We start from the raw sequence: 24,663 nt of genomic DNA, 5'->3' as shown, positions 1-24,663 counted from the left end.
TCGGCCATGTGCCAAGGGACCCCTTGTGAGCCGCTGTCAGCTGCCAGGTGGTGGTGTCCACACGTACGGCGTGGTCGTGGTGACCGCGTGGAAGCCCAGCCGGCGCAGGATGGGCGCGCTGTCGTCGGAGGCGTCGACGTGCAGGTACGTGACCCCGCGGGAGGCGGCAAGCCGAGCCCGCTCGGCCACCAGGGCGCGGTAGATGCCCTTCCCTCGCCACTCGGCGAGCGTGGAGCCGCCCCACAGACTCGCGAACTCCGTGCCCGCCCGGAAGACCAGCCAGGCGGCGCAGACCACCTCTCCGCCCGCCTCGGCGACGTACACCGCGACCTCGTCCGGAGCGGAGGCGACGCGGCCGATCAGGTCGTCGGCGAGCCAGCTCCAGTCGTCGTCCCAGACGGCCGACTCCATGGCGGCGATCCGCCGCATGTCCGCGTCCGCGGTGACCCGGCGCAGCGTGACGCCGGCCGGCAGGACCGGTTCTCGTACGGCCATCTCGGCGGCGCGGCCGACCAGTACCGTCTCCCGGTCCTCGGGCACGAACCCGGCCGCGCGCAGCCGGTCGGTGAGGTCGGCGGGCGTGTCGTGCGCACGGGTCTTCCACTCCACGGCCTCGCCGCGCGCCGCGAAGAAGTCCCGCTGGCGGGCGATCAGACGGTCCAGCGCGTCGCCGTGCACGCCGAGGTCGCGCGGTGCGCTGACGAACCCGCGCATCTGGTCGTCGTAGGCGGCGAGCAGGGTGGCTTGGGTGAGACACGCGCGCGTGGAGTCCGTCGTCCGGGCTGAGTTTCAAGCCCTTGCCGGGAAGGTCGAGGACCGGCTCGGTGTTCTTGGACATACGGCCGACGGGACAGCCGCGGGTATCGAAGCGATCACCCGGCGCGTCATGTCTGGCCTGGTCACAAGGCGGTTGGGGCGTGATCGCTCACAGCGAACGCGGCCCGGGGAACAATCCCGGGCCCCTGTGCATTGAGTCGGCATAGCTCAACTTGACTGCCTAAGGGGAGATCATGACCTCGACGTCCACACCGCTCACCCTGCCTGTGCTGCCGCTCGACGACGAGGTCGTGCTGCCCGGGATGGTCGTTCCGCTGGACCTCAACGACGCCGACGTACGCGCCGCGGTGGAGGCCGCTCAGGCCGCCGCTCGTTCGGAACCCGGAAAGCCCAGGATCCTGCTGGTGCCACGCATCGACGGGACATACGCGAGCACCGGTGTGCTCGGCACGATCGAGCAGGTCGGCCGGCTGGCCGACGGTGACCCGGGCGCCCTGATCCGCGGTCGCGGTCGCGTGCAGATCGGCGCCGGCACCACCGGCCCGGGTGCGGCGCTGTGGGTCGAGGCCACGCGGCTCGAGGAGAGCGTGCCCGAGCCGCTGCCCGGCCAGGTCACCGAACTGGTCACGGAGTACAAGGCCCTCGCCACCGCCTGGCTGCGCCAGCGCGGCGCCTGGCAGGTCGTGGACCGTGTCCAGGCCATCGACGACGTCTCCGCGCTCGCCGACAACTCCGGCTACTCGCCCTTCCTGACCACGGAACAGAAGATCGAACTCCTGGAGACCGCCGACCCGGTGGCCCGCCTGAAGCTCGCCACCCAGCAGCTGCGCGACCACCTCGCCGAGCAGGACGTCGCCGAGTCCATCGCCAAGGACGTCCAGGAAGGCGTCGAGAAGCAGCAGCGCGAGTTCCTGCTGCGGCGTCAGCTGGAGGCCGTACGCAAGGAACTGCGTGAGCTGAACGGCGAGCAGGAGGGCGAGGAGTCCGACGACTACCGCGCCCGCGTGGAGGCCGCCGACCTGCCCGAGAAGGTCCGCGAGGCCGCCCTCAAGGAGGTCGACAAGCTGGAGCGGTCCAGCGACCAGTCGCCCGAGGGCTCCTGGATCCGGACCTGGCTGGACACCGTCCTCGAACTGCCGTGGAGCGAGCGCACCGAGGACGTGTACGACATCCAGGGCGCCCAGTCGATCCTCGACGCCGAGCACGCCGGCCTGGAGGACGTGAAGGAGCGGATCACCGAGTACCTGGCCGTGCGCAAGCGGCGTACCGACCGGGGTCTGGGTGTCGTCGGCGGCCGGCGCGGCGGTGCCGTGCTCGCGCTGGTCGGTCCGCCCGGCGTCGGCAAGACCTCGCTCGGCGAGTCCGTCGCGCACGCGATGGGCCGGAAGTTCGTGCGGGTCGCGCTCGGCGGCGTACGGGACGAGGCGGAGATCCGCGGGCACCGGCGTACGTACGTCGGCGCGCTGCCCGGCCGGATCGTCCGCGCCATCAAGGAGGCCGGGTCGATGAACCCGGTCGTGCTGCTCGACGAGATCGACAAGGTGGGCTCCGACTACCGGGGCGACCCGGCGGCGGCGCTGCTCGAGGTGCTGGACCCGGCGCAGAACCACACCTTCCGGGACCACTACCTGGAGGTGGAGCTGGATCTGAGCGATGTCGTGTTCCTGGCGACGGCCAACGTCCTGGAATCCATCCCGGAGGCCCTGCTGGACCGTATGGAGCTGGTCCGGCTCGACGGCTACACCGAGGACGAGAAGATCGTCATCGCGCGGGACCACCTGCTGTCGCGCCAGCTGGAGCGGGCGGGGCTGAACACGGACGAGGTGGTCATCGACGAGGGCGCGCTGCGCAAGCTCGCCGGCGAGTACACGCGCGAGGCGGGCGTCCGCAACCTGGAGCGGTCCATCGCGCGGCTGCTGCGCAAGGTCGCGGCCCAGCACGAACTGGGCGAGCGGAAGCTGCCGTTCACCGTCGGCGAGGACGAACTGCGCGACCTGATCGGCCGGCCGCACCACGTGCCGGAGTCGGCGCAGGACCCGGCCGAGCGGCGGACGGCGGTGCCGGGCGTGGCCACGGGGCTCGCGGTCACGGGCGCGGGCGGTGACGTGCTCTTCGTCGAGGCGTCGCTGGCCGACCCGGAGACGGGCGCGGCGGGCCTGAGCCTGACCGGTCAGCTGGGCGACGTGATGAAGGAGTCGGCGCAGATCGCGCTGAGCTTCCTGCGCTCGCGCGGCGCGGAGCTCGAACTCCCGGTGGCCGACCTGAAGGACCGGGGTGTGCACATCCACTTCCCGGCGGGCGCGGTGCCGAAGGACGGGCCGAGCGCGGGCATCACGATGACGACCGCCCTCGCTTCGCTGCTGTCCGGACGCCTGGTCCGTACGGATGTGGCGATGACCGGTGAGGTGTCGCTGACCGGGCGGGTCCTGCCGATCGGCGGCGTGAAGCAGAAGCTGCTCGCCGCGCACCGGGCGGGCGTGACGACCGTCATCATCCCGAAGCGCAACGAGCCCGACCTGGACGACGTCCCGGCGGAGGTGCTGGACAAGCTCGACGTCCACACCGTCACGGACGTCCGCCAGGTCCTGGAGCTGGCGCTGTCCCCGGCGACGAGCGCGACGAGCGCGACGAACGGGGCCGCGTCGGAGGTTCCGGTGGCGGCGTGACGGACGTCATCGGATAGGAGAAGGCCCGGGTTCCGTGAGGGATGCCCGGGCCTTCGTCGTACGCGCGTCCGTCAGCCGTCGAAGAACTGCTGGCGTGAGCATGCCACTGGTGCCCGGACTGCCTGCCGATGAAGCTGTTGGTCCAGCCCTGCGAAATACTGGCGGAGCTGCGGCGATGACGGCCTTCGGCGGAAACTTTCAGTACGGGCGAAACCCAGGCAGGGGCTGACGTGCACCAAGACGGAAACGGCGACGGAAGCGGAGTCGAAGCCGAGGCGTCGCCGAGGAACGAGGACCGGGAGTTCCTGTCCTTGGAGCGGGAGCTGACGGTGTTCCTCCGGCGCGCCCGGGCGTCGTCGGGCGACATGGCCCGCGAGGTCCACCCGGACCTCGAGTCGGCGGCGTACGGCCTCCTGGTCCGGCTGGACGAGTGCGGCCGGCAGCGGGCCACGGAACTCGCCGCCTACATCGGCGTGGGGAAGGCCACCATGTCCCGCCAACTGCGCGCCCTGGAACACCTCGGCCTCATCGCCCGCGAACCCGACCCCGCCGACGGCCGGGCCTGGCTGGTCCACCTCACCGACGAGGGCCGTACCCGCGTCGGCAAGGTCCGCGAGGCGCGGCGGGCACGGTACGTGAGCCAGCTCTCGCACTGGGACCGGCAGGAGGTGGCGGAACTGGCGCGGTTGTTGCGGCAGTTGAACCGGGGGATGGAGAAGTAGCCAGGCAGATCTCGCATATGTGCCTGGGAGCAGGCCGCCTGGGCCTCGACCATCCGTGTCGGGCGACCAGTTCGAATTGCGCCCGTCGGCGAAGAACAGCAAATAGCTGTCCTTCGGCAACGGGATGGGCTCGCGCGACGCCTCGCGATGGACAACAAGTGAAGTCATGGCGGACAGTTCGGCGCAGGCGACTCGGCGACGCCTAGCTCCCTACGTACACCGTTCATTCATTTAGTCTTAATCTGAAGTCGCCTTGGCGTCGGTTTGACCGCGTGCACTTTGGGCCGATCAAATCAGCCTTTCTCCGCGATTGAATATATAAAGCCCTCACTGTGTGACATGGATCACTATTGCTTTCTATGAAGTTGGCATGCATATGATCCCCTCCATATTTGTGATGTTTGTGTGATGCATAGGGTGGGGCTGTGAAATCGCACTTAGGGGTACAGGTCTTGGCGTGGGCGTTGCTCGCAGGCGGATTGGTGCTGGTGAATGCTCCTGCCGCCGCTGCCGGCACTTCGGCGCCTCAGACGCCGTCCGAGCAGGCCGCGGCGTCTGGTGAGCCGGTTGAAGTCACCGCTGACCGCACGGAATACACGCAGACCTTCGCGAACCCGGACGGGACGTACACCCTGAAGCAGGCGACGTCGCCGCAGCGGGCGAAGGACGCCTCCGGAGAGTGGCACGACATCGACACGACCCTCACACACAGGGCCGATGGCACGATCGGGCCGCGGTATGCCGCCGTGGCGGAGTCGTTCTCGGCCGGTGGCGCCGGGGACATGGTTCGCCTGGAGCATGGTCGGCGGACGCTGTCCGTTCGGTGGTCCGGCGCTCTTCCCCGGCCATCGCTGGACGGTGCGACGGCCACCTACGCGGAGGTTCTGCCGGGCGTGGACCTGCAGCTGACCGCGATGCCGGACGGGTATCGGGAGGCGCTGAGGGTCAAGTCGGCGGAGGCCGCGCAGAACGAAGCCCTGGAGCAGCTGCGGTTCGCCGTCGCGGGCGAGGGCGTGTCCCTGGTCGCCGGGGCCGGCGGTGGACTGCGAGCGATCGACGCGGACGGCAACGCGGTCTTCACGGGCCCGGCGGGGCAGATGTGGGACTCGGCCGGGAACGCTGACGACGGCGTCCAGCCCCAGACGCTACGCATGGCGTCCCCCGAGGCGACCTCCGACCCGGGAACGGCCGACGCCTCGGACGCTGCGGACGATGTTCCCGTGCAGCCGGGTGCCGGTGACGCGAAAGCCACTCTGCCCGTGCAGGTCGACGCCGACACCATCGCTGTCGCGCCCGACCTGAGCCTGCTGCGAGGCGACGACACGGTCTACCCCGTCTACATCGACCCATCGGTTGGGCTTTCGCGCGCGGAGCGAACGGTGCTGTCGTCCGACGGCGACAAGTTCTACCAGTTCTCCGGCGAGTACGGCGTGGGGCGCTGTTCGAGTGCGGACGGCTACTACTGCGGCGAAAATTACGTGAACCGCATGTACTTCGAGTTCAGTCCCGGCGCCCTGGCCGGAAAGCACGTTCTGCACGCCACATTTCGCGCGCATGAGACGTGGTCGTTCAACTGCAATCCCTATACGGTCAAACTGGAGCGGACGGGGAACATCTCCGAGGGGACTCGGTGGCCGGGCCCGGCTATCGGAAATCTCATGGATTCCAGGACGGTGTCGGCAGGCCGAGGGGACAACTGCAGTCCCTCCCAGCCGGATTCCTGGATCGAGTTCAACGGCAGTCTGACGAAGAACGTGCAGGATTTCGCCGACGGAAAGTTCTCCCGCCTCACGCTGATGCTGCGGGCGTACGACGAAGGAGAACCGCGCGCCTGGAAGCGTTTCGACGACAACGCCGAGATCACTGTGGACTACGTGCCGAATCCCGGCGCACCGATCAACGTCGGCGTCATCCCGGGGGTGGCCGGTGCGAACGCGCGTGGCTACTGCCAGCCGGCGAGTGACCCGTTGGCGGTCACAGTGGACCAGCCCACGGTCCGTGGCCGGGTGGAGACGCAGATCTCGCCGGGAACCAATGACAGCAAGGGCCAGCTGAAGATCAACTACCGCATCGCGCGCCAGCTCGACGACAAGTCGTGGGAGGAGATCTGGGCGGACGATTCCCCGGACTCCGGCTACGTCCCGGACGGCACGCTGCTGGACAAACAGACCACGAAGCGCACGGACGGCACCACGTACCGCTACCGAGCCCGTACTCAGTCACACTGGTCGTACAGGGGCAGCAATGGTGACTTGTACTCCTCGTTCTCGCCGTGGTGCTACTTCGTCATCGACTCCACCGCGCCGAAGGCGCCGACGATCGAGCCGAAGGATCCCGTCAAAGGCTCTCCTTACGTGGAGTGCAGGACGAACGCGTGCACGCCCAAGGGCGGTCGGGGAGTCGCAGGCACGTTCGTGTTCAAGCCCAATGCCGCTGATCCGGACGACATCAGCAAGTACCGGTGGACGCTGTCCGGCCCGAGCGGACAAGTCGGGCCCGCGCGTACCGTCCTGGTCAAAGACGATCACACTGCCGAGGTCTCCAATGTCGTCCCGAGGATGGGAGGCACGCACCATTTGAAGGTGTGGGCCATCGACGTACGCGAGCGCACCGGTACGCCGGAGACCTTCGACTTCCAGGTGAGTCTGCCTCCGGGACCGGTCGGCCGCTGGCACTTCGATGACGGTGCTCCTGGTTCCGGGACGACCACGGCCAAGGACAGCTCGGCCGATGACCCGCAGCACGATCCGTCCGCGGCCACCCACGACCTGACGCTCCACGACGGGGCCGGGTTCTCCACCATGGCCCGGCGAGGCGACGAGGACACCTCGCTGTGGATGGACAGCACCAACCCCGACCTGCAACAGGCGTACGCCCAAGCACCCGCGCCAGTGGTGAACACTGCCCACTCCTTCACCGTTTCGGCCTGGGCATACCTCACGGATGCCTCGTCCAGCCGAATGATCGTGACCGCCCCCGGTGCGCAGGCGCAGGCGTTCGCGCTGTACTACTCGTCGTCCTCACGGTCGTATGCATTCCACTACACGGCAACGGACTCGGCCACGGCGGTCATCGTCAGGTCGGCGGCGACGGCGACCGATCCACCGCTGCGGATGTGGACACACGTGGCGGGTGTCTACACCGCCGCCACCGACTCCGGCGGCAAGCGGACGCCGAAAGCCGACACCATCCAGTTGTTCGTCAACGGCAAGGCACAGGGCGAACCGGTCAACCTGTACGCCGCCGCGCCCAGTTACGTTCCGTGGGAGGCGGGTCAGCGCCTTCAGGTGGGGCGGTCGATCGTACGCGGCACCGCGGGCCAGTACTTTCGCGGTCGCGTTGACGAGGTCGCCGTATGGCAGAGCGCCCTGACCGGTGAAGAGGTCGCCGAGGAGGCCGAGGCGAACGAAAACAACGCGCGAGCCGTCGAGTTGGTTGCCGACTGGAATGCGGAGAACTCGTCGGGAGCGTCAGTCGGTGAATTCTCGCCGTACCCGCTCAGTGCTATGGCTCTCTCGTCCGGCGCGCGCTTGGACGCGGATTCCAGCACCTTGGTTCTGGACGGCAAGGGTGGATATGCGTCGGTGACCGGGCCGGCGGTTGACGAGAGGGGCTCCTTTTCCGTCTCGGCCCAGGCCCAGCTCGACCCGGCCATGCTCAACAACAAACCGGACGGCTATCAGGCCCAGATCGCAGGCCAGTCCGGAAGCGGGGGAGCCTCCTGGGCCTTGGTGGTACGGAAGTTGGCGCAGGACGCCTATGTGTGGAAGTTCCTGCGCACCACGTCCTCCGGGACCACCGTCGCGACGGCTGATGTGACGGACCTGGCCGACCTCGCCGATACCAGCTCCCCGGTGACCCTGACCGGCGTGTACGACGCCCAGGACCAGGGTGGCCGTATGCACCTTTACGTGGGTGCCACGCTGGTGGACGACGGCACCAACAACGCGGTCACCACGCCCGGGCAGGGCACTGGGAGCCTGGCCATGGGCGGCACCTCCGGCAGCAGTTTCTTCGCGGGGCGCATGACCCGGCTGCGGATCTGGGTGGGTGCCATGACCCTTGACGATGTCCGCTCGCGCGTCATCTCCAGCGACTGACACGACCCCGGTGGGCGAAGCCGACCCGGGCTTCGCCCACCGGGCACGCCCACGAACGCTTGGCAGCCGGCGCGGCTGCACCCCTCATCTTGCCCGTCGTGCATGAGCACGCCGCCTACCCATGCCCCCCCAGGGGCTCTTGATGGAGCCTGGACATGAGACCCATGCCGCCGTACCGCCGCCGTACTGCCACCAAGACCCGAACACACTGGTACGGCCGAACAGCCGTCACCGCGGCCTTCGCCCTCCTGCCCGGCCTGCTCAGTCCGCTGACGGCCGTGGCCCAGGAGGTGCAGCCGCTCGGCCGCCCGGACGCACCCAAGCAGGTCTCGGCCAAGACGGTTCCCTTGAAGCCCGAGCAGACGGCGACTTCGCGCCTGATTGCCCGTCAGGAAGCCGCGAACAAGAAGGCGGCCACCCGCGCACTGGGCGACCAGGATGCAACAGCGGCCTGGCCGGCCCCCGCGACGACCACCCTCACCATCCCCGCCACCGGAACGGCCACCGCCACAGCCGGGTCTCTGCCTCTTTCCCTGTCCGCGCCCAGCGACCAAGCGGCCCGGACGAAGAAGGCGGCAGAGCGCGTCAAGGTCTCCGTACTGAGTCGTGCACAGACTCGGGCGCTCGGCATCAAGGGTGTCGCTCTCGCCGTAACGGGTCCACGCAGCGGGGGCACGGCCGAACTCGGCATTGGCTACTCCTCCTTCGCCGAGACCTACGGCGGAGACTGGGCCGGACGCCTCCAGGTCCGGCGATTGCCAGGCTGCGCGCTCACCGACCCCGGCAAGGCCTCATGCCGCAGTACGACGCCCGTAACCACCTCCACCAACGACCCCGGCGAACTCAAGCTCCACGCCCAACTCGCTTTCACCACAACCTCTTCCGCGGGATCGGCGACCACCGACGGCCAGACCATGGTGCTCGCGCTCGCCGCCGCCACCAACTCCGGCGGCGGCGACTACAAGGCCACCCCGCTGTCGGCCTCCTCCACCTGGCAGGCCGGCGGTTCCTCGGGCACCTTCACCTGGAACTACCCGCTCAAGACACCGCCTGCCGCTGCCGGGCCCAGCCCCGATCTGGCCGTCTCCTACGACTCCGGCAGCGTGGACGGGCGTACCGCCAACACCAACAACCAGGGCAGCCAGATCGGTGAAGGCTTCGATCTGACCTCGTCGTACGTCGAGCGCAAGTACGGCTCCTGCGACGACGACGGCCAGGACGACAAGTACGACCTGTGCTGGAAATACGACAACGCCTCACTCGTCCTCAACGGCAAGGCCACCGAGTTGGTCAAGGACGACACCAGCGGAACCTGGCGCCTCAAGGACGATGACGCGTCTGTCGTCACCCATTCCACCGGCGCCGACAACGCCGACGACGGTGACACCGGCAAGGACGGCAAGGGCGAGTACTGGACCGTCATCACCGGCGAAGGCACCAAGTACGTCTTCGGCCTCAACAAGCTCGACGGCGCGGGCAGTGACCGCACCAACAGCGTCTGGACCGTGCCCGTCTTCGGTGACGACGACGGCGAGCCCGGCTACAGCAGCGGCACCTCGCTCAGCGGACGTGCCAAGACTCAGGCATGGCGATGGAACCTCGACTACGTCGAGGACACCCACGGCAACGCCATGAGCTACTGGTACACCGCCGAGATCAACAACTACGACACGCTCGGCGACGACTCGACCGGTACCCGGTACACCCGTGGCGGATACCTCAGCAAGATCCTCTACGGCCAGCGAGCCGGTGCCCTCTTCTCAGCCACCCCCGCGGCATCCAACAAGGTCGCCTTCACCTACGACGAGCGCTGCATCCGCGCGGGCGACGACTGCGCCTCCCTGACCGAGAGCACGAGCCCACGCTGGCCCGATGTGCCCTTCGACGCCATCTGCAAGGACGGCGACAAGTGCACCGGCAACGTCGGCCCCACCTTCTTCACCCGCAAACGCCTGACGGGCATCACCACGTACGCCTGGAACGCGGTCCGCACACCGAGCGCCGACTTCGAGCCCGTCGACTCCTGGAAGCTGACGCAGCAGTACCTGGATCCAGGAGAGACCGGCGACTCCAACGACCAGTCCCTGTGGCTCCAGTCCATCGAGCACACCGGCGAGCACGGCACGCCGTTGTCGACCAAGCCGATCACCTTCACCAGCGAGTTCCTCACCAACCGTGTCGACGGCGAGGCCGACAACATCCTTCCCCTGGCCAAGCCGCGCCTGACCGGAATCACGACCGAGACCGGCGCCAAGACCGCCGTCACCTACGCAGCGGCCAACTGTGTCGCAGGTCAGGCCAAGCCCCGTCCAGACCAGAACACCGGCACCTGCTACCCGGTCTACTGGAGACCGAACGGGGGAGACGTGGACCCTGTTCTGGACTGGTTCCAGAAGTACCCCGTCACCGCCGTCAACACCACGGACCAGACGGGCGCCTCCGGCACCATCACCGACACGTACCAGTACTCGGGGGGCGGTGCCTGGCACTACAACGACGACCCCATGACCCCCGAGAAGGAGCGCACCTGGTCCATCTGGCGCGGCTTCGAGAAGGTCACCCACCTCACCGGCCCGAGCGCCGGCACCCGGAGCAAGACCGTCACCGTCTACCTGCGCGGCATGAACGGCGACCGCCTGCTCAAGGCGGACGGCAAGACCCTCGACCCGGACGCCCGAAGAAGCGCGCAGACCTCCGGTATCAAGGCGCCGTCCATCACCGACGCCGACCAGTACGCCGGCTTCACCCGGGAGACGGTCACCTACAACGGCGCCGACGAAGTCACCGGTACCGTCAACGACCCCTGGTCCCGCAGGACCGCCACCCAGCACAAGTCCTACGCGGACATCGAGAGTTACTACGTCCGCACCGGCGCCACCCACACCCGTACCAACATCACCAGCGGCGGTCAGCCGGTCGACCGCACCCGTACGACCGCCACCACCTACGACGGGTACGGCATGCCGCAGACCGTGGAGGACAAGGGCGACGACGCGGTTTCCGGCGACGAGACCTGCACCCGCACCTGGTACGCCCGCAACCCCTCCGCCGGCCTGACCTCACTGGTCTCCCGTGCCCGGACAACAGCCAAGCCCTGCGCCACCGCAGACAGCGCCCTCAATCTCCCCGCTGACTCCGCCACTTCCGGCGACGTCATCTCGGACACCGCCACGACCTATGACGCGACGGGCGCCTGGACCGCCGGCCAGATTCCCACACGGGGTGAGCCTCGTCGGACCGGCCGGGCCAGCGGCTACGACAGCAGCGACCAGCCGAACTGGCAGAAAGTCGGCACCACGACGTTCGATACCCTCGGCAGGCCCTTGGTCGTCACGGACACGAACGACGCACAGGTGAGCAAGACCACCTACACCCCGACAGCCACCGGGCCCCTCACCGCCACCGCGGTGGCCGACGCCAAGAACTTCACCACCAGCACGGTGATCGACTTCGCCACCGGCGCGGCCACCAAGGTCACCGACCCCAACTCGAAGAACACCGAGACGACGTACGACAGCCTCGGCCGCGTCACTCAGGTCTGGCTGCCCAACCGGCTGCGTCTCGCGGGAGCCACACCGAACCACACGTACGAGTACCACCTGTCGAAGGACACCGCGTCCTGGGTCTCCACGAGCGCCCTCACCCCGACGGCCTCGGGTTACACCACGACCTACACCATCTACGACTCCCTGTTGCGAGCGAGGGAAACCCAGTCGCCGTCCCCGTCCGGCGGACGCATCGTCAACCTGACCCAGTACGACACCCGCGGCCTGGTGAACTCGACCCTGTCGGACATCTGGGACGCGAGGAACGCACCGTCGGGCAACCCGGCCACCGTCGAGGGCGGCCAGGCACCCCTACAAGTGGACACCACCTACGACGGCGCGGCCCGCCCCGTCACCAGCGAGACCAAGGTGCAGGGTGTCCACCGCTGGACGACGACCACGAAGTACCAGGGCGACCGCGTCATCCAGACGGCCCCCGCCGGCGGCCAGGGCACGGCGACGCTGACCAATGCCCTGGGCCAGACGACTGAGACCCGCGAATACGCGACTCCCAACGCCACCGGGTTCTACAACCGCACCAGCTACACCTACACTCCTGCCGGCCGGCAGAAGAGCATCACGGCTCAGGACAACAGCGTCTGGTCCTACACCTACGACCTGTTCGGCCGTCAGATCGGCACCACCGATCCGGACAAGGGCACGGCCCAGACCCGCTACAACAACCTCGACCAGGTCGAATGGACCCAGGACGCGGAGAACCGCAAGCTGATCCACCAGTACGACGTGCTCGGCCGTAAGACCGACCTGTGGCAGACGGACAAGACGGTCGCCGCCAACAAGCTCGCCCACTGGGACTACGACCAGGTGGCCAAGGGCCAGCAGGACACCGCCACGCGCTACGTCGGCGGATCAAGCGGGCAGGCGTACGTCCAGAAGGTCACGAAGTTCGACGGCCTCTACAACGCCACCAACAGCCAGCTGAACCTCCCGGCCGACGACGCCCTCGTCACCGCGGGCGTCCCGCAGACGCTGAAGTTCGACGCCTCGTACAACGCCGCCAACCTGCCGTCAGGCATCGGGGACCCAGCCGTCGCCGGCCTGCCCTCGGAAGGCATCACCCCCACCTACGACACCCTCGGCAACCCGAAGACCCTCAACGGCACCACCGGCTACCTCCTGGGCGCCGCCTATTCCGAACTCGGCGACGTCACCACCCTCACGCTGGGCATGGACTCCACCAGCTCGGCCAGGAAGGCGTACCTCAACTACCGCTACGAGAACGGCACCCGCCGTCTGACCCGGTCCTACGTCACCGACGACACCCACGGCTACATGCCGCAGGACCTCAACTTCACCCAGGACGACGCGGGCAACGTCACCTCCATCACCGACGCCGCCACCCTCGGCGGCACCGGCCAGGTCGACAACCAGTGCTTCGCCTACGACGGCTACGGCCGCATGACAGAGGCCTGGACCCCCAAGACGGCCAACTGCGCGACCACGGGCCGCACCACGGCCAACCTCGGCGGTGCCGCCCCGTACTGGACGTCGTACGGCTACACCGCGTCCGGGCAGCGCAGCACCCAGACGCAGAACCTGGCCGCGGGCAACCAGACCACCAGCTACACGTATGGCACCACGACCGGTCAGCCCCACCCCCTGGACCACACCACCGGCACCAAGAGCTCCACGTACACGTACGACAAGACCGGCAACACCACACGCCGCCCAGGCCCCACGGCCACCCAAACCCTCGCCTGGAACAGCGAAGGCCAACTCGCGAGCCTCACCGAGGGCACCAAGAAGACGAACTATCTCTACGACGCCGACGGCACGCTGCTCATCCGCCGGGCAAGCGGCGACGGTGACACGATCCTCTACCTCGGCGACACCGAGGTCCGCCTGACGGTCAAGGGCACGACCAAGACACTCAGCGGCACCCGCTACTACACGGCGGGCGGTCAGACGATCGCCGTCCGTACCGCTACTGCGGGGGTCTCGGGCACGAAGCTGAGCTTCCTCGCCGGCGACCACCACGGCACGTCCAGCGTCGCGCTCGACGCCACCACCTGGGCCATCACCAAGCGCTACACGACCCCCTTCGGCGCCGACCGAGGTAAGACAGTCCTCGGCCCATGGCCCGACGACAAGGGCTTCCTCGGCAAGCCCGCCGATACCAGCACCGGCCTCACGCACATCGGGGCCCGCGAATACGACCCCACCATCGGCCAGTTCATCAGCGTCGACCCAGTCCTCGTCCCAAGTGCCCCGCAGTCCCTCAACGGCTATTCCTACGCGGACAACAGCCCGGCCACGGCAGCAGATCCCACCGGCCTGTGCCCGGACATCGACTGCAACACCCGGCCGGGACCGGGTTACGAGAACACCACGCCCGGACACGTGGCGGGGCCGCCGAAGAAGTCCGCGAACACGATCTACGCCGAGAACAACGAGAGCTACAACGGCACTGCCTCCGCCGGGACGGGCGACCGTGGCGGCAACCTCCTCGGATGCGGATGCGGGATCGCATCCCCCGGCGCCCCCTTCATTCCACTCAACATCGGTCTTGGCGATGCCCCAGATGTAGCTCAATACGTCGCCGAGATGGAGCAACAACCGATCCTGAGCCCGGCCGCACAAGAAGTGGCGCTCGCCGGTTGCGGTTGGATCCCCGTCGCCGGACTGGGGTGCGACGCCTACGACATCAAGCGTTCGTGGGGCGAAGGGGACTCTCTCGGTGTCCTGGCCGGGATCGTCGGTGTCCTGCCCTTCGGAGACTTCGCCAAGGCCCCCAGACAGGGGGACAACGTCGCCGACGCGCTCAAGGGCACGAAGAAGGCGACCACCAGTTGTAAGTGCTTCCTCGCCGGAACCGATGTCCTCATGGCCGACGGCACCACGAAGAACATCGAGGACGTCGAACTCGGCGACGAGGTCCAGGCCACCGACCCCGAAACGGGCGAGACCGGCTCGCGCGAAGTCACCCGCCTGATCATCACCGAGGACGACAAGTACTTCAACGAGCTGTCCATCGCCACGGAAGACGGCATCGAGCACCTGACCGCGACCCACGAACACCCCTTCTGGTCACAGTCCGAGGACAAGTGGATCGAGGCCGGAGCCCTGGAGCCCGGCATGACCCTGCTCACCGATGATGGCGACACCGTCATCGTCACCGGGAATCGGGCCTATACAAAGCACGCGAAGACCTACAACCTCACCGTTGATGACCTTCACACGTACTATGTGCTGGCGGGCGAGACTCCGGTACTCGTTCACAACAGCAACGGATGCGTGAACTGGGCCTCCAACAGCGTTAAAACGTGGGGTCATACATTCAGGACTCATGGCGCCGGAGCGAAGAACACGAAGTCTCTGACCGACCGCGCTCGTAGCACCGGGAATCAGCAAGGTCAGTGGCTGGATAATGATGCGGCTGCAGAGTTCTTGCAGGGACTCCATGTCGAAGGGGCCGGGCCCAGGTCGGTGCGCATTCCGGACGGGTTGGGGCAGGTGATTATGCCGGATGGGAGTATCGCCCAAGCGCGGGCAGCTACCATCGTCCCGAGTCCAAATGGGCTGTACAAGACGGGATTCCCGATCATTGGCCCGAACTAGGAGGCTGGAGAGATGAGCTTCTCTGTGTCGTTCAATCCGGCCGTGCCGTCTGGTGCTGCGGCTCCTGCTTCGGCGAGTCTGGAGTCGGTTGACGATTACGAAACCCTCGTTATGGAAGGGTGTAGCGCCCTATCCGATGCCGGAGGCAGCAGATTCCACATCGGCGGCTTCGGGAGTGATGAGTGGCCGCTCGATGTCGCGTATGACTTGTCTGCCTTCATGGAGCAGCTCCCGTTGCTTCTGGCGGGTGTGCGCGACCGTCGCGAAGTCGAGGTGGATCTCTACTCGCAGGGTGTCGAGAGGACTTTGACCTTCCGTCCAAGCGGGGATCTCGTGATGATTCACTGCGATTCGCGGACCAATTGGGTTCCGAATCCAGAGCGCGAGACCATTGCGCAGAGTGGGCTAGTCGCGATGCTCTCGAAATTGGCCGAAGACTTCGCCGGAGGGTTGAAGGCGATCAATTCCGAACTGTCGGAGGTCGCACCATTCGATCGTTGGCTGGAGGGTGAGGTGTAGCCTCGCTGTCCGATACCGCAACCCTCGCGTTGGATAGCGGCAGCAAAGGTGAAGCCCGGTCAGATGCGTCCTGGCGGGGCTTCTGCGGTGGGTGACGGCAGTAGTTGACGGCAACGTCAGTGGACGGTGGCTCCGCACAGCGGCGGGTCGTCGCCGTCGTCGCGGGTCGACTCGTCGCTGACAGGACCGTCAAGGGCGGTGCTGAGGGTGTCGATGCGTCGCGCTGGAGGCGGAGCCGGACGTGGGCGTAGACGGTGGCGGTGACGCCGATGTGGGCGTGGCCGAGGAAAGGCCCAGCGCCTGCACGACCGGCTGAACGAAGGCAGACGCCGACGCTGAACCGACCGCACGCGGCAGAGCGGCAGGACACGAGGCACCCGAGGCGAGCTGTTCAGAGTTTCTTTACTTGATCAAGGGCGACCCGCTTACGCGGGCCGCCGCGCGCCGGCGGTCGGTGCCCGCCGCCCGCTCCTGTCTGCCGCCCCGCTGGCGACGGCCGCCGACCACTCGGCGCGCAGTCGTCAGGCAAGCGAAACCAAACCGATCAAGGAAGCAACTCAGCACCCACAGCAGCGCCGCCCGGCCGACTCCGCTGAATGCCGCGCGTCAGATCAGGCTGCGGCAGCCTAGGCCGCGATCGACGCCGACGCGCGGGCCGCAGATCGAGCAACTCAGCCCGCTGCCAAACGGCCACGCCCGAGCGGGCAAATGCCGTAGCGGAACCATGAGGCGTGGCTGAGGCCGGTGCGGGGTTGCTGGAAGCACACGTGGCGGGTGATCTCTCAGCGCACCCGTCATCGTGGCTGACTTTCTGTGCCTGAGCGTGAAGGTGCGACGGGGATCAGGTGACCAGCGACGGTGGCGCGATCGTCCGTGCTCGGTCGTACAGGTCGAGTGCCGTCGCGTTCTTCAGATGAGGGCGCAAGAGACCGAACATCGCCTTCACTCGCTCGTCGGCGCGGCCGGACTGCACCTTGGGATAGTCGTCGAGGGCCTGGTGCCAGGTGGCACAGGCCGCTTCCAGGTGGCCGAGTTCCAACTGCCGTTCAGCCATCAGGCCACGACGGTGTACTCGGGTGCGCTGGTACACGCTGGGGCGGAGCCGGTCCGCTTGGTGCATGGCTTCGACGGCTCCGGCCTTGTCACCGAGTTCGTAACGCACCTGGCTGACGTGGTAGTTGAGCGAAGAGGGGTCGTACGAGCCGAACGCCTTGCCGCGTGACTCGGCACGGTCCATGGCCGCCTCGGCCTCCCGGATGTAGCGAAGCGCGCCCATACGGTCGCCGGTCTGCGCGGCGGCGTGCGCCTGCTGGCCGACGAGGAAGGCCAGCATCCGAGGGCCGGCTTTCGGGGAGGCGGCGGCAGCGGTGTCGGCCAGTTCCATGGCCTTCGCCCCGTGGCGGAGGTCGACCGCCTGGACGCTCATGCCCCGCAGGGTGGTGCAGTACGTCAGGTGGTCCTCGGCCGCGCCCGCCAGCTCCAGGGCCTTGACGTAGTAGCGCTGCGCGAGACCGTGCAGCCCTTCGTCCACGGCCATGTAGCCGGTCAGATAGAGCAGGTCCGAAGCGGCGGACAGCATCGCCTTACGTACATCCTCGGGTGCGTCAGCGCGCAGGTAGGAGGCCACAGTGTTGACCATGAACGAGGCTGCCATGGGGCGTGCATGGCGGCCGCCGAACTCGTCGTCCAGCTCCGAGACACGCTCGGTCATGGCGATGACCATGTCCACTTCGTTCATGCCGATGCGACTCGTGCGGCCGGACTGAATGGCATCGGCACGCCCGACTACATCAGGCCAGCCGGGAATGGTGACGGCCACGGAGAACAAGCCGGCACCCAGGACGCTGCGCCGGGACGGGTCCATATCCAGCCTCCCCAGGTCGATCACCCCTTCCACGGTATCCGCAGCCGCGGAGGAGCGATCGCGTGGAACGGGCAGCCCGGCCTCGGCATGGGTGACGGGGCGGCCGAGGCGGCGGGAGAGGGCTTCGAGGATGCATCCGCGCACCGCACCGCGAGGGACGGTGCCGCCGAGCCAGTGGCTCACCGCCGACTCGTCGTAACGCAGAGGAATTCCAGAAGGGAGAAAACGATGAACGTGGACGAGCTGTTCACCGGCGACCTGATCACCGGCGTCCCGGCCGTCGAGGCCGCGCTGCTCGACAAGATGCCGGGCGGTGGCGACAACAACGGCGACCACTGCAGCAAGTGATCAAGGGCTGACACCAGGCGGGGCGGGGCCGTACGCGGCCCCGCCCCGCCGCACGACATCGGAAAGGGACGACATGCTGACGATGCGTCTGCGCCTGGCCGATCTTCAGGAGCCCGAGTGGAGATCAGAGGGCGGCCGTTGGATCAACGGACAGAGCTGGATCGAGCCCGCGAACTTGTCCACATTGGTCATGGAGGTCAACGACGACCAGGCACCGCGCGTACGGATTCGCGTGAAGGAGTGCAAGCGGGACGAGGCCGACTTCGTCGCACTCACCATGGAGCCAGGGGAAGCCCGTCTGTCGGCGAGTGTCTTCGGCACTGCCCCGCTCTATCTGACAGAGAAGGGCGGCGAACTGCACGCCTCGTGGGACCTGACACTGCTGCGACCGCATCTGCGAGCCGACCGTCTGCTGCCGCGCGTCGTCGCCCGCACGCTGACGAGGCAGCACCGCTACACGTCCGAGACGCTCTTCGAAGGCGTCTACCGTCTCACTGAACGGGCAGTGGCCACACTCACCCCTCACGGACTCATCATTCGCTACCCCGAGCCCGCCGAACACGTACTTGAGCCACGTACGCTCCGGCCCGGCGTCGATCCACTCGCCGCTCTCGACGAGTTGCTGACCGACGTGATCCGCCAGACGCCGACCGCAACCGGATGCGTGGGTGTCGAACTGTCAGGCGGTGCCGACTCCGGGAACGTCGCCCTGGCTGTAAAGGCCGCCCGCTACCCCGAAGTGCACAGCTTCGGCTTGCTGGTGGGAGGAAGCACCGGCAGGCAACAGAGCGAGCGGCGTCGGGCCCTTGTGGAGCACTGCGGCTTCCGAGACACGGCTACCCCCGCCATGCAGCACCCGCCCTTCTGCCCCGGAGGCGTACGCGCCCTGCGCAGGCCGCACGATCCGGCGGGAGCCTTCTACCAGGAAGCCTTCGACGTCGTACGCGAGCAGGCAGCCGCCCGGCGGTGCGAGGTCATGTTCACGGGCAGCGGCGGGGACGAAGTCAACGCCCACCACTCCAGGACGCACGCCGAACTGCCGACGCCGGAACCCGTGCCGTGGCTCGGCGACAGAGCAGCCCGAGCGCTCGCCGAGGTCAACGAGCACCTGGCCCCCATCCCGGTATTGCCCGTACCGACGCTGATGGCGTTCGGAATGCACAACCCCGGCTTCCTCCGGGCCGGTATCTGGCCGGTGAGCCCACTCACGCACCCGCGGATCGTGCGGTTCATGGAGCAACTGCCGCACGAGCACAAGCGCGGCAAAGCGTTGTTCCGCGAGCGGATCAGACGAGTCGGGCTGCCCGAGTGGGTGGCTGCGCCGGCCGAACCGGAGAACTTCCTGGCCGTCCTGGAGAAGGGACTGCGGTCCTACGGGCTGCCCGTTCTGGACGACATGCTGAAGGAGTCCATCCTGGTGGACCTCGGCTACGTTGACGGCAAGGCTCTCGCCGAGGCACGGAGGCACGCCGACTCCGCGCCGGTCGTCCCCGACCTGCTGTGCGATGTGCTCGCCCTGGAGGTCGGACTGCGAAGCCTCATGTGACCAGCCCCGACACGAAAGCCGAGCACGTGGAAGCCACCAACCTGCTGTACCGCGATCCGGCACTCTACGACGTGGTCCAGTCCGACAGCACGAGCGCCGGAAAGTGCCAGACCCTGATCGAGTTGTACCGGCCGGACGCCCGGACCCTGGTCGACTTCGGATGCGGTACCGGCCGGGACCTGGAGATCTTGGCCAAGCGCTTCGAGTGCATCGGTGTGGACATCCAGCCCGGCATGGTCGACTACGCCCACCAGGCCCGGCCGGAGCTGGACATCCGCACCGGCGACATGCGCACCGTGCGACTCGGCAAGCGCATGGACGTGGTGACCTGCATGGGCAACAGCCTTGCCTACGTGCACGACAACAACGACATTGGCCAGGTCTTCGCCACCTTCGCCGCCCACGCCCGGCCGGGAGCGCTGCTCGTGCTGTGTTCCCCCGTCGCCCCGATCACCCGGACCAAGCCGACCACCGCCACGGTCGACACCCTGACGGGACCCGCGACCGTCACCATCCGCCACACGTGGGACCTGAGGACCCAGATCAACACCATGCACCGGCACTGGGCGCTCCCCTCGGGCGACGAGGCCCGAGATGAGATCCGCAGACGCGTCCTGTTCCCCCGCGAACTGGAACGCTACGCGGAGGGCGCCGGCTTCGAGGTCCTGGACATGCTCGACGGCACAGGGACAGGGCTTACCGGCCCAACGGCGTACACGGTGGCTCGACAAGCGCCGCGGTGACCGGCGGGCCGAGGAATGGCACCAGTGCCAGCCGTCCGACTCCTGACGGCAGTAGCGACGGCAACACCCACGGATTCCCCCGCACAAATACGGACGCCAGCGGAACGCAAATCACGCGCTGACCTGCGAATAAGCAGGTAGAGGGGTACCGCGTAGCACACGTACTATGTGCTGGCGGGGACCACGCCGGTTCTGGTTCATAATTCCGGTGGCTGCCTCACGTTGTCTTCAGCAATTAGCGAGGACTCGTCCCTGGTGAAGGCTGCGCAGGCCGACCTGGATAGCCTGTTCCAGCAGTTGTCGCGCGGAAATATGAATCCGGGACTCGGAAGTAAGGCATTGTCTGGAACGGATGTCACCTACGCGCGAGGGCGAAACGGTGGTCGCCTATTCTTTCGGAACGTTGACGGAGGGATTCAGATCGTTGGGAAATCCGATAAGGAAAACGAGTTCAAGGTGATTGCGAGGCTGAACCAGCTCTATGGCCAGTGATTCTCTCTACCGCGTAGAGAACCAGCAGTTCAGCGCCCTCTTCATGTTGGGTGCGGAGGACGACAAGGAAACCGTTGAGAACGTTGACGCAGAACTCAGCCTCCCGGATGGGACGCGATGGAGCGCCACGTTAATGACGCTACGTGCGATCGAACAGGTGATGAATCGATGGCAGGAGACTGGAGAGTGCGCCGGCGGCGCGTACTTCCAGTGTCCCGATCTTGTGATCATTCCAGAGGGTGGTCTGGCGGCGATGCTGGATTCCTTCAAGGGGATTATCGATTCAGGTGGACCTGAAGGAGTTTTGCAGTTCCTGGGTGACGACTAAATCGCCTATGGGTGCTCTGGTGGGGCGAAATAGAATGCTCCTTTCCCGTGTGACAGAGGCCGGGGCATCCTGGTTTTGACGGCAACGTCAGCGGACTACGACTGCGGCAGGTGGGTCGTCAGGGCCCTCGTCGGCCGGGTCGAGGGTGTCGGTCAGGGTTGTCGATGGCTTGGCGTTGGAGGCGGAGTCGGGCGTGGGCGTAGACGCCGGCGGTGACGCCGATGTGTGCGTGGCCGAGGAGTTCCTTGATCACGATGAGGTCTACGCCCTGCTCCAGGAGCAGGGTCGCGGTCGAGTGCCGGAGGTCATGGACGCCTCCTGGGCTGCGGCAGCAGGGGGCTCGTGTCCCACACACTGCCCCGCAGCCTCTTGTCCGCCCATTTCAGCCGTACGGAAGCGGGACCCGGTGCGTAGCGGCAGGAGTTGGAGAGCAGTTCGGATGTCAACAGGACGGCGGCATCGACGAGTTCGGGGAGGCCGTGGCGATCGAGGACGAGCTTGACGGTGGCGCGGGCGATGGCGGGGGCGAGGGGGTCGTGCGGTACGTGGAGGGTGTACTCCCACTTGGCGGGCGGATCGAGCAGCTGTTCGTCCATGGCAACACTCCCAGGTCGCACGACAGTTGGCCGGTACGGTGTAACCGGCCTGATACTCACCGTAAGGTCGAATGGATAACAAGTGCCACTAGATCGGCGACAATGGAATCCACTTGACTCGATCGGGTGAAATCGGCAGGCCGCACCACGACCAACAGGAAGGCAAGCATGGCCACTCGGAGTTTCATCACCGAACGGCAGCGGCGGCTGGGCACCGAACTGCGCCGCATGCGCGAGGACTCCGGGATGTCGATCCAGGGAGCCGCCGACCTCATGGGAACGAACCGTTCCCACATCACGAACACGGAGCTGGCCCGCTTCGGCATCAGCCCAGATCGTGTGCGCACCCTTGCCACGCACTACGCCTGCCCCGACGTGGCGTACGTGGAGGCACTGGCCGCCATGGCCGGAGAGAGGAACCGCGGATGGTGGGAGGAGTACCGGGGTCACATCGCGACGGGTGGACTCGACCTCGCGGAATTGGAGTACCACGCGACCAGCCTGCGCGTGTTCGTGGCCATGCACGTCCCCGGCCTGCTCCAGACCGAGGATTACGCTCGCGCAGTCATCGCCGAGACGGTCCCCGCCTGGCCACCGGCGGAACTGCGACGCAGGCTGTCACACCGCCTGAAGCGTCGCGACATCCTGGACCGCGAGAATCCGCCTGCCTGCACGTTCGTCGTCCATGAAGCGGCGCTGCGACTGCGGTTCGGCACTCCGGACATCATGCGCGCGCAGCTCAACACCCTCATCACATCCTCACAGCGTCGCAACATCACCGTTCGCGTCATCCCGTTCAGCGCCGGGGGCTTTCCGCTGCCAGGGCTGACCGTGATGTATGCGTCGGGGCCTGTTCCGCAACTGGACACGGTGCAGATCGACACCGCAAGCAGCTCGGAGTTCCTCGATGCGCACACCCAACTGTCGAACTACCGTGTGCTAATGGAGCGCATTACGAAGGCCGCGCTCCCCGTGAAGGAGTCGAGGGAGTTCATCCGAACCCTCGCGCGCAGCACCTGAAGGCAAGGCAGGGACATGTCCGAGATCGTCTGGCAGAAGTCGTCCTACTCGGGGTCGGGAGACGGCACGAACTGCGTCGAACTCGCCACCACGGAAGACATCCTCGCCCTCCGCGAAAGCGATGCCCCCACCGTCGTACTCCACACCCACCGGCTCCAACTCGCCGCTCTCCTATGGCACATCAAGGCGAACTCACCTTCCGCACGGCCCTGACCCGCGCACGGAAGCCTCCCGCTCCCCTTTTCCCGCGACACCGCCAAGACCTGCGACGCAGCGCGCGTGGTCTTTGTCATCGACATCCGTGGCTGCGACGAGCGGACCAGGGTTCAAGATGATCATTCGAGCTGCCGTCCCAGTTCGGTACGCAGAATCTCGCTCGACCCGGCGGCGAGGTCGCCCTTGCCGCTCGACAGCGTGCTGGCGAAGTTCAGCCGCGGCCACTCGTCGCCGCCGTCCTCGGTCGGGGTGCTCTCCCGCACGATGGCTAGCACCGGCGGCGCGTTCGGTAGAACGGCGATATGGACGCCGTAGCACTTGAGCAGTCGCTGGAAGAGACCTTCGATCAAGCCGTCGTGCGTCGGATTCACCAACTACATGCGTGACTACGAGGTCACCGTCTACGCGGCTGCGGATCCACGCACCGGTGTCGCGCCGGCCTATCAGCGACATCTGTTCCGATACTGCGTCGAAGCGTTGATCTTCTCTGACGTTCAGGTGATAGATGTCCCGATCGGTTACGCCCCGAGACGTCAAAACTCGACACACACCACCGTCGCATCATCATGCGTCTTGCTCCGCCCCAGATACGCCCGCTCCTCCGAATCCCCCCGCTCCAGCACCCGCACCCTCTCCACCAACGCCCCCGCCCCCTCCTTCCGTACGAACCTGAAGCAGTCGTCCCAGCCGCCCTCGCCGAACTTCTCCACCCACCGCGTCGCCCCGTCCGTCAGCGCGACCAGAGTGCGGACCTCGCCGCGCGGCAGTACTCCCGTCACCGCCCGTGCCGCCACCGACGGATCCGCCGCCGCTGTGAAGAAGCCGCCCTCCTTGTTGCGGATCGTGGCGTCGATCAGGGCGTCCGTGGCGAGGGCGGAGCGGGGGAGGCGGGACAGGCGGTCGTCCAGGTGAGGGGTGATCGAACCGGCCGGTGACTCCACCAGGAGTGCCGAGTCCGAGAGGATCAGGTACTCGACCGTGTCCGGTGACCAGCGGGCCACAACTACGGTTGCTTGTGGGGTGCGTGGGTGAGAAAGGTCACAAGTGGACTTGTGGGACTCGGCTGTTCGGAGGATCGACCGTGCGAGGATCTCCGGCAGCGTCAGATCTCGGCGTGAAACGGTCAGTTCGGTCAGGGCGCCGCCGAGGCGTGCGGTGAACCAGGGGACGGAATGCAGACAGCCTGTCGCGTCCTTCGGCGGTGTCACTCCGTCCAGGACCACGAGCGCTCCGCCCAGTCCGGAAGCCGGAAGTCCGACGCTCGCGAAGTCCTCGTTGGGGCGAGCCGGATCGCCGGGCTCCGAAACAAGTTCTGTACGCATCCGGCCAGTCTGCACGAGCCCTTCACAAGCTGCGCGGAAGGGTGGCATTGCTTGCTGGATTCGCGTACCTGCGCAGGTCAGGAACCTGATTTGGGGTGGAATGGTTGGTTCCAGGCGGGCGTGGTGGCGAATAGTGCCACCGTCCGCCGCCGACGTCCAACCGGCCCGCGGCGCGAGACAGATGCACGGGCCAGAGGAACTTGCCCGCCAACTCCCGTCCGATGTTCACTCCTTCGGGTGGCGGGTCAGGTGATGCGCGACCACCGCCCACCGGCACTGG

Annotated in this window: 16 protein-coding genes and 1 pseudogene; 11 read left to right on the top strand and 6 right to left on the bottom strand. The window is 67.1% G+C overall.

Going from position 1 to position 24,663, the window contains the following annotated elements; translation table 11 throughout:
* Window positions 1–36 precede the first annotated feature (36 nt).
* The gene (locus AB0I77_RS08680) at window positions 37–714 is read right to left on the bottom strand and encodes a GNAT family N-acetyltransferase (protein ID WP_363281671.1); all 678 of its coding nucleotides are present in this window, start codon (window positions 712–714) and stop codon (window positions 37–39) included.
* Window positions 715–1,010: 296 nt separating this feature from the next.
* Between AB0I77_RS08680 and lon the strand changes: the two genes are divergently transcribed.
* The 5 genes from lon (at window position 1,011) to AB0I77_RS08655 (ending at window position 15,908) form a co-directional block, all read left to right on the top strand.
* A complete protein-coding gene (gene lon / locus AB0I77_RS08675; RefSeq protein WP_363281670.1) occupies window positions 1,011–3,443 on the top strand; it encodes an endopeptidase La in 2,433 nt (810 codons plus the stop codon).
* Between the two features lie 230 nt (window positions 3,444–3,673).
* Window positions 3,674–4,165 carry a MarR family transcriptional regulator gene (locus AB0I77_RS08670; RefSeq protein ID WP_363281669.1) on the top strand — a complete coding sequence of 164 codons (492 nt, stop codon included), beginning with the start codon at window positions 3,674–3,676 and terminating at the stop codon, window positions 4,163–4,165.
* A 488-nt stretch (window positions 4,166–4,653) separates the two neighbouring features.
* Window positions 4,654–8,265 (top strand): LamG domain-containing protein, encoded by a 3,612-nt coding sequence (locus tag AB0I77_RS08665; protein WP_363281668.1) that lies wholly within the window; start codon window positions 4,654–4,656, stop codon window positions 8,263–8,265.
* A gap of 155 nt (window positions 8,266–8,420) precedes the next feature.
* Window positions 8,421–15,389, top strand: coding sequence for a polymorphic toxin-type HINT domain-containing protein (locus AB0I77_RS08660; RefSeq protein ID WP_363281667.1), 6,969 nt, complete (start codon window positions 8,421–8,423; stop codon window positions 15,387–15,389).
* 12 nt (window positions 15,390–15,401) lie between these two features.
* Complete coding sequence (locus AB0I77_RS08655; protein ID WP_363281666.1) at window positions 15,402–15,908, top strand: hypothetical protein; 507 nt, start codon at window positions 15,402–15,404, stop codon at window positions 15,906–15,908.
* 841 nt (window positions 15,909–16,749) lie between these two features.
* On the opposite strand, the gene AB0I77_RS08650 is transcribed toward AB0I77_RS08655, so the two are convergent.
* On the bottom strand, window positions 16,750–17,955 hold the full coding sequence (locus tag AB0I77_RS08650; RefSeq protein WP_363281665.1) for a tetratricopeptide repeat protein: 1,206 nt from the start codon (window positions 17,953–17,955) through the stop codon (window positions 16,750–16,752).
* Between the two features lie 238 nt (window positions 17,956–18,193).
* On the opposite strand from AB0I77_RS08650, the gene AB0I77_RS08645 reads away from it, so the two are divergent.
* From AB0I77_RS08645 to AB0I77_RS08630, 4 genes are all read left to right on the top strand, one after another.
* Entirely contained in the window at window positions 18,194–19,666 is a 1,473-nt protein-coding gene (locus AB0I77_RS08645; RefSeq protein ID WP_363281664.1) for an asparagine synthase-related protein, read from the top strand.
* Window positions 19,663–20,409, top strand: coding sequence for a class I SAM-dependent methyltransferase (locus AB0I77_RS08640; protein ID WP_363281663.1), 747 nt, complete (start codon window positions 19,663–19,665; stop codon window positions 20,407–20,409). The genes AB0I77_RS08645 and AB0I77_RS08640 overlap by 4 nt, the downstream gene beginning before the upstream one ends.
* 255 nt (window positions 20,410–20,664) lie before the next feature.
* The gene (locus AB0I77_RS08635; protein WP_363281662.1) at window positions 20,665–20,901 is read left to right on the top strand and encodes a hypothetical protein; all 237 of its coding nucleotides are present in this window, start codon (window positions 20,665–20,667) and stop codon (window positions 20,899–20,901) included.
* A complete protein-coding gene (locus tag AB0I77_RS08630) occupies window positions 20,891–21,229 on the top strand; it encodes a hypothetical protein (protein WP_363281661.1) in 339 nt (112 codons plus the stop codon). Before AB0I77_RS08635 ends, AB0I77_RS08630 begins: the two co-directional genes overlap by 11 nt.
* A gap of 87 nt (window positions 21,230–21,316) precedes the next feature.
* Here the strand turns inward: AB0I77_RS08630 and AB0I77_RS08625 are convergent.
* Window positions 21,317–21,539, bottom strand: a pseudogene (locus AB0I77_RS08625) (tyrosine-type recombinase/integrase); the annotation flags it as partial.
* Window positions 21,535–21,825, bottom strand: coding sequence for a hypothetical protein (locus tag AB0I77_RS08620; RefSeq protein WP_363281660.1), 291 nt, complete (start codon window positions 21,823–21,825; stop codon window positions 21,535–21,537). The pseudogene AB0I77_RS08625 and the gene AB0I77_RS08620, both read right to left, overlap by 5 nt.
* Window positions 21,826–21,993: 168 nt before the next feature.
* Here AB0I77_RS08620 and AB0I77_RS08615 point away from each other — a divergent pair, with 168 nt between their 5' ends.
* On the top strand, window positions 21,994–22,845 hold the full coding sequence (locus AB0I77_RS08615; RefSeq protein ID WP_363281659.1) for a helix-turn-helix transcriptional regulator: 852 nt from the start codon (window positions 21,994–21,996) through the stop codon (window positions 22,843–22,845).
* 15 nt (window positions 22,846–22,860) lie between these two features.
* Window positions 22,861–23,058: a DUF397 domain-containing protein gene (locus AB0I77_RS08610; RefSeq protein WP_363281658.1), complete on the top strand. Its 198-nt coding sequence runs from the start codon at window positions 22,861–22,863 to the stop codon at window positions 23,056–23,058.
* A gap of 122 nt (window positions 23,059–23,180) precedes the next feature.
* On the opposite strand, the gene AB0I77_RS08605 is transcribed toward AB0I77_RS08610, so the two are convergent.
* Window positions 23,181–23,432: a hypothetical protein gene (locus AB0I77_RS08605; RefSeq protein ID WP_363281657.1), complete on the bottom strand. Its 252-nt coding sequence runs from the start codon at window positions 23,430–23,432 to the stop codon at window positions 23,181–23,183.
* A 162-nt stretch (window positions 23,433–23,594) separates the two neighbouring features.
* Window positions 23,595–24,383 carry a hypothetical protein gene (locus tag AB0I77_RS08600; RefSeq protein WP_363281656.1) on the bottom strand — a complete coding sequence of 263 codons (789 nt, stop codon included), beginning with the start codon at window positions 24,381–24,383 and terminating at the stop codon, window positions 23,595–23,597.
* Window positions 24,384–24,663: the final 280 nt, after the last annotated feature.

The sequence above is a fragment of the Streptomyces sp. NPDC050619 genome (assembly GCF_040654815.1).
Classification (GTDB): domain Bacteria; phylum Actinomycetota; class Actinomycetes; order Streptomycetales; family Streptomycetaceae; genus Streptomyces.
The sequence above is the reverse complement of the archived record's forward strand: the minus strand, read 5'-3'. Positions and strand labels throughout refer to the sequence as shown.

Coding starts and splice junctions, on each gene's coding strand:
- AB0I77_RS08660 (WP_363281667.1), top strand. CDS start 8,421: ATGAGACCCATGCCGCCGTACCGCCGCCGTACTGCCACCAAGACCCGA.
- AB0I77_RS08620 (WP_363281660.1), bottom strand. CDS start 21,825: ATGGACGAACAGCTGCTCGATCCGCCCGCCAAGTGGGAGTACACCCTC.
- AB0I77_RS08630 (WP_363281661.1), top strand. CDS start 20,891: ATGGCCAGTGATTCTCTCTACCGCGTAGAGAACCAGCAGTTCAGCGCC.
- AB0I77_RS08610 (WP_363281658.1), top strand. CDS start 22,861: ATGTCCGAGATCGTCTGGCAGAAGTCGTCCTACTCGGGGTCGGGAGAC.
- AB0I77_RS08645 (WP_363281664.1), top strand. CDS start 18,194: ATGCTGACGATGCGTCTGCGCCTGGCCGATCTTCAGGAGCCCGAGTGG.
- lon (WP_363281670.1), top strand. CDS start 1,011: ATGACCTCGACGTCCACACCGCTCACCCTGCCTGTGCTGCCGCTCGAC.
- AB0I77_RS08615 (WP_363281659.1), top strand. CDS start 21,994: ATGGCCACTCGGAGTTTCATCACCGAACGGCAGCGGCGGCTGGGCACC.
- AB0I77_RS08600 (WP_363281656.1), bottom strand. CDS start 24,383: ATGCGTACAGAACTTGTTTCGGAGCCCGGCGATCCGGCTCGCCCCAAC.
- AB0I77_RS08655 (WP_363281666.1), top strand. CDS start 15,402: ATGAGCTTCTCTGTGTCGTTCAATCCGGCCGTGCCGTCTGGTGCTGCG.
- AB0I77_RS08680 (WP_363281671.1), bottom strand. CDS start 714: ATGCGCGGGTTCGTCAGCGCACCGCGCGACCTCGGCGTGCACGGCGAC.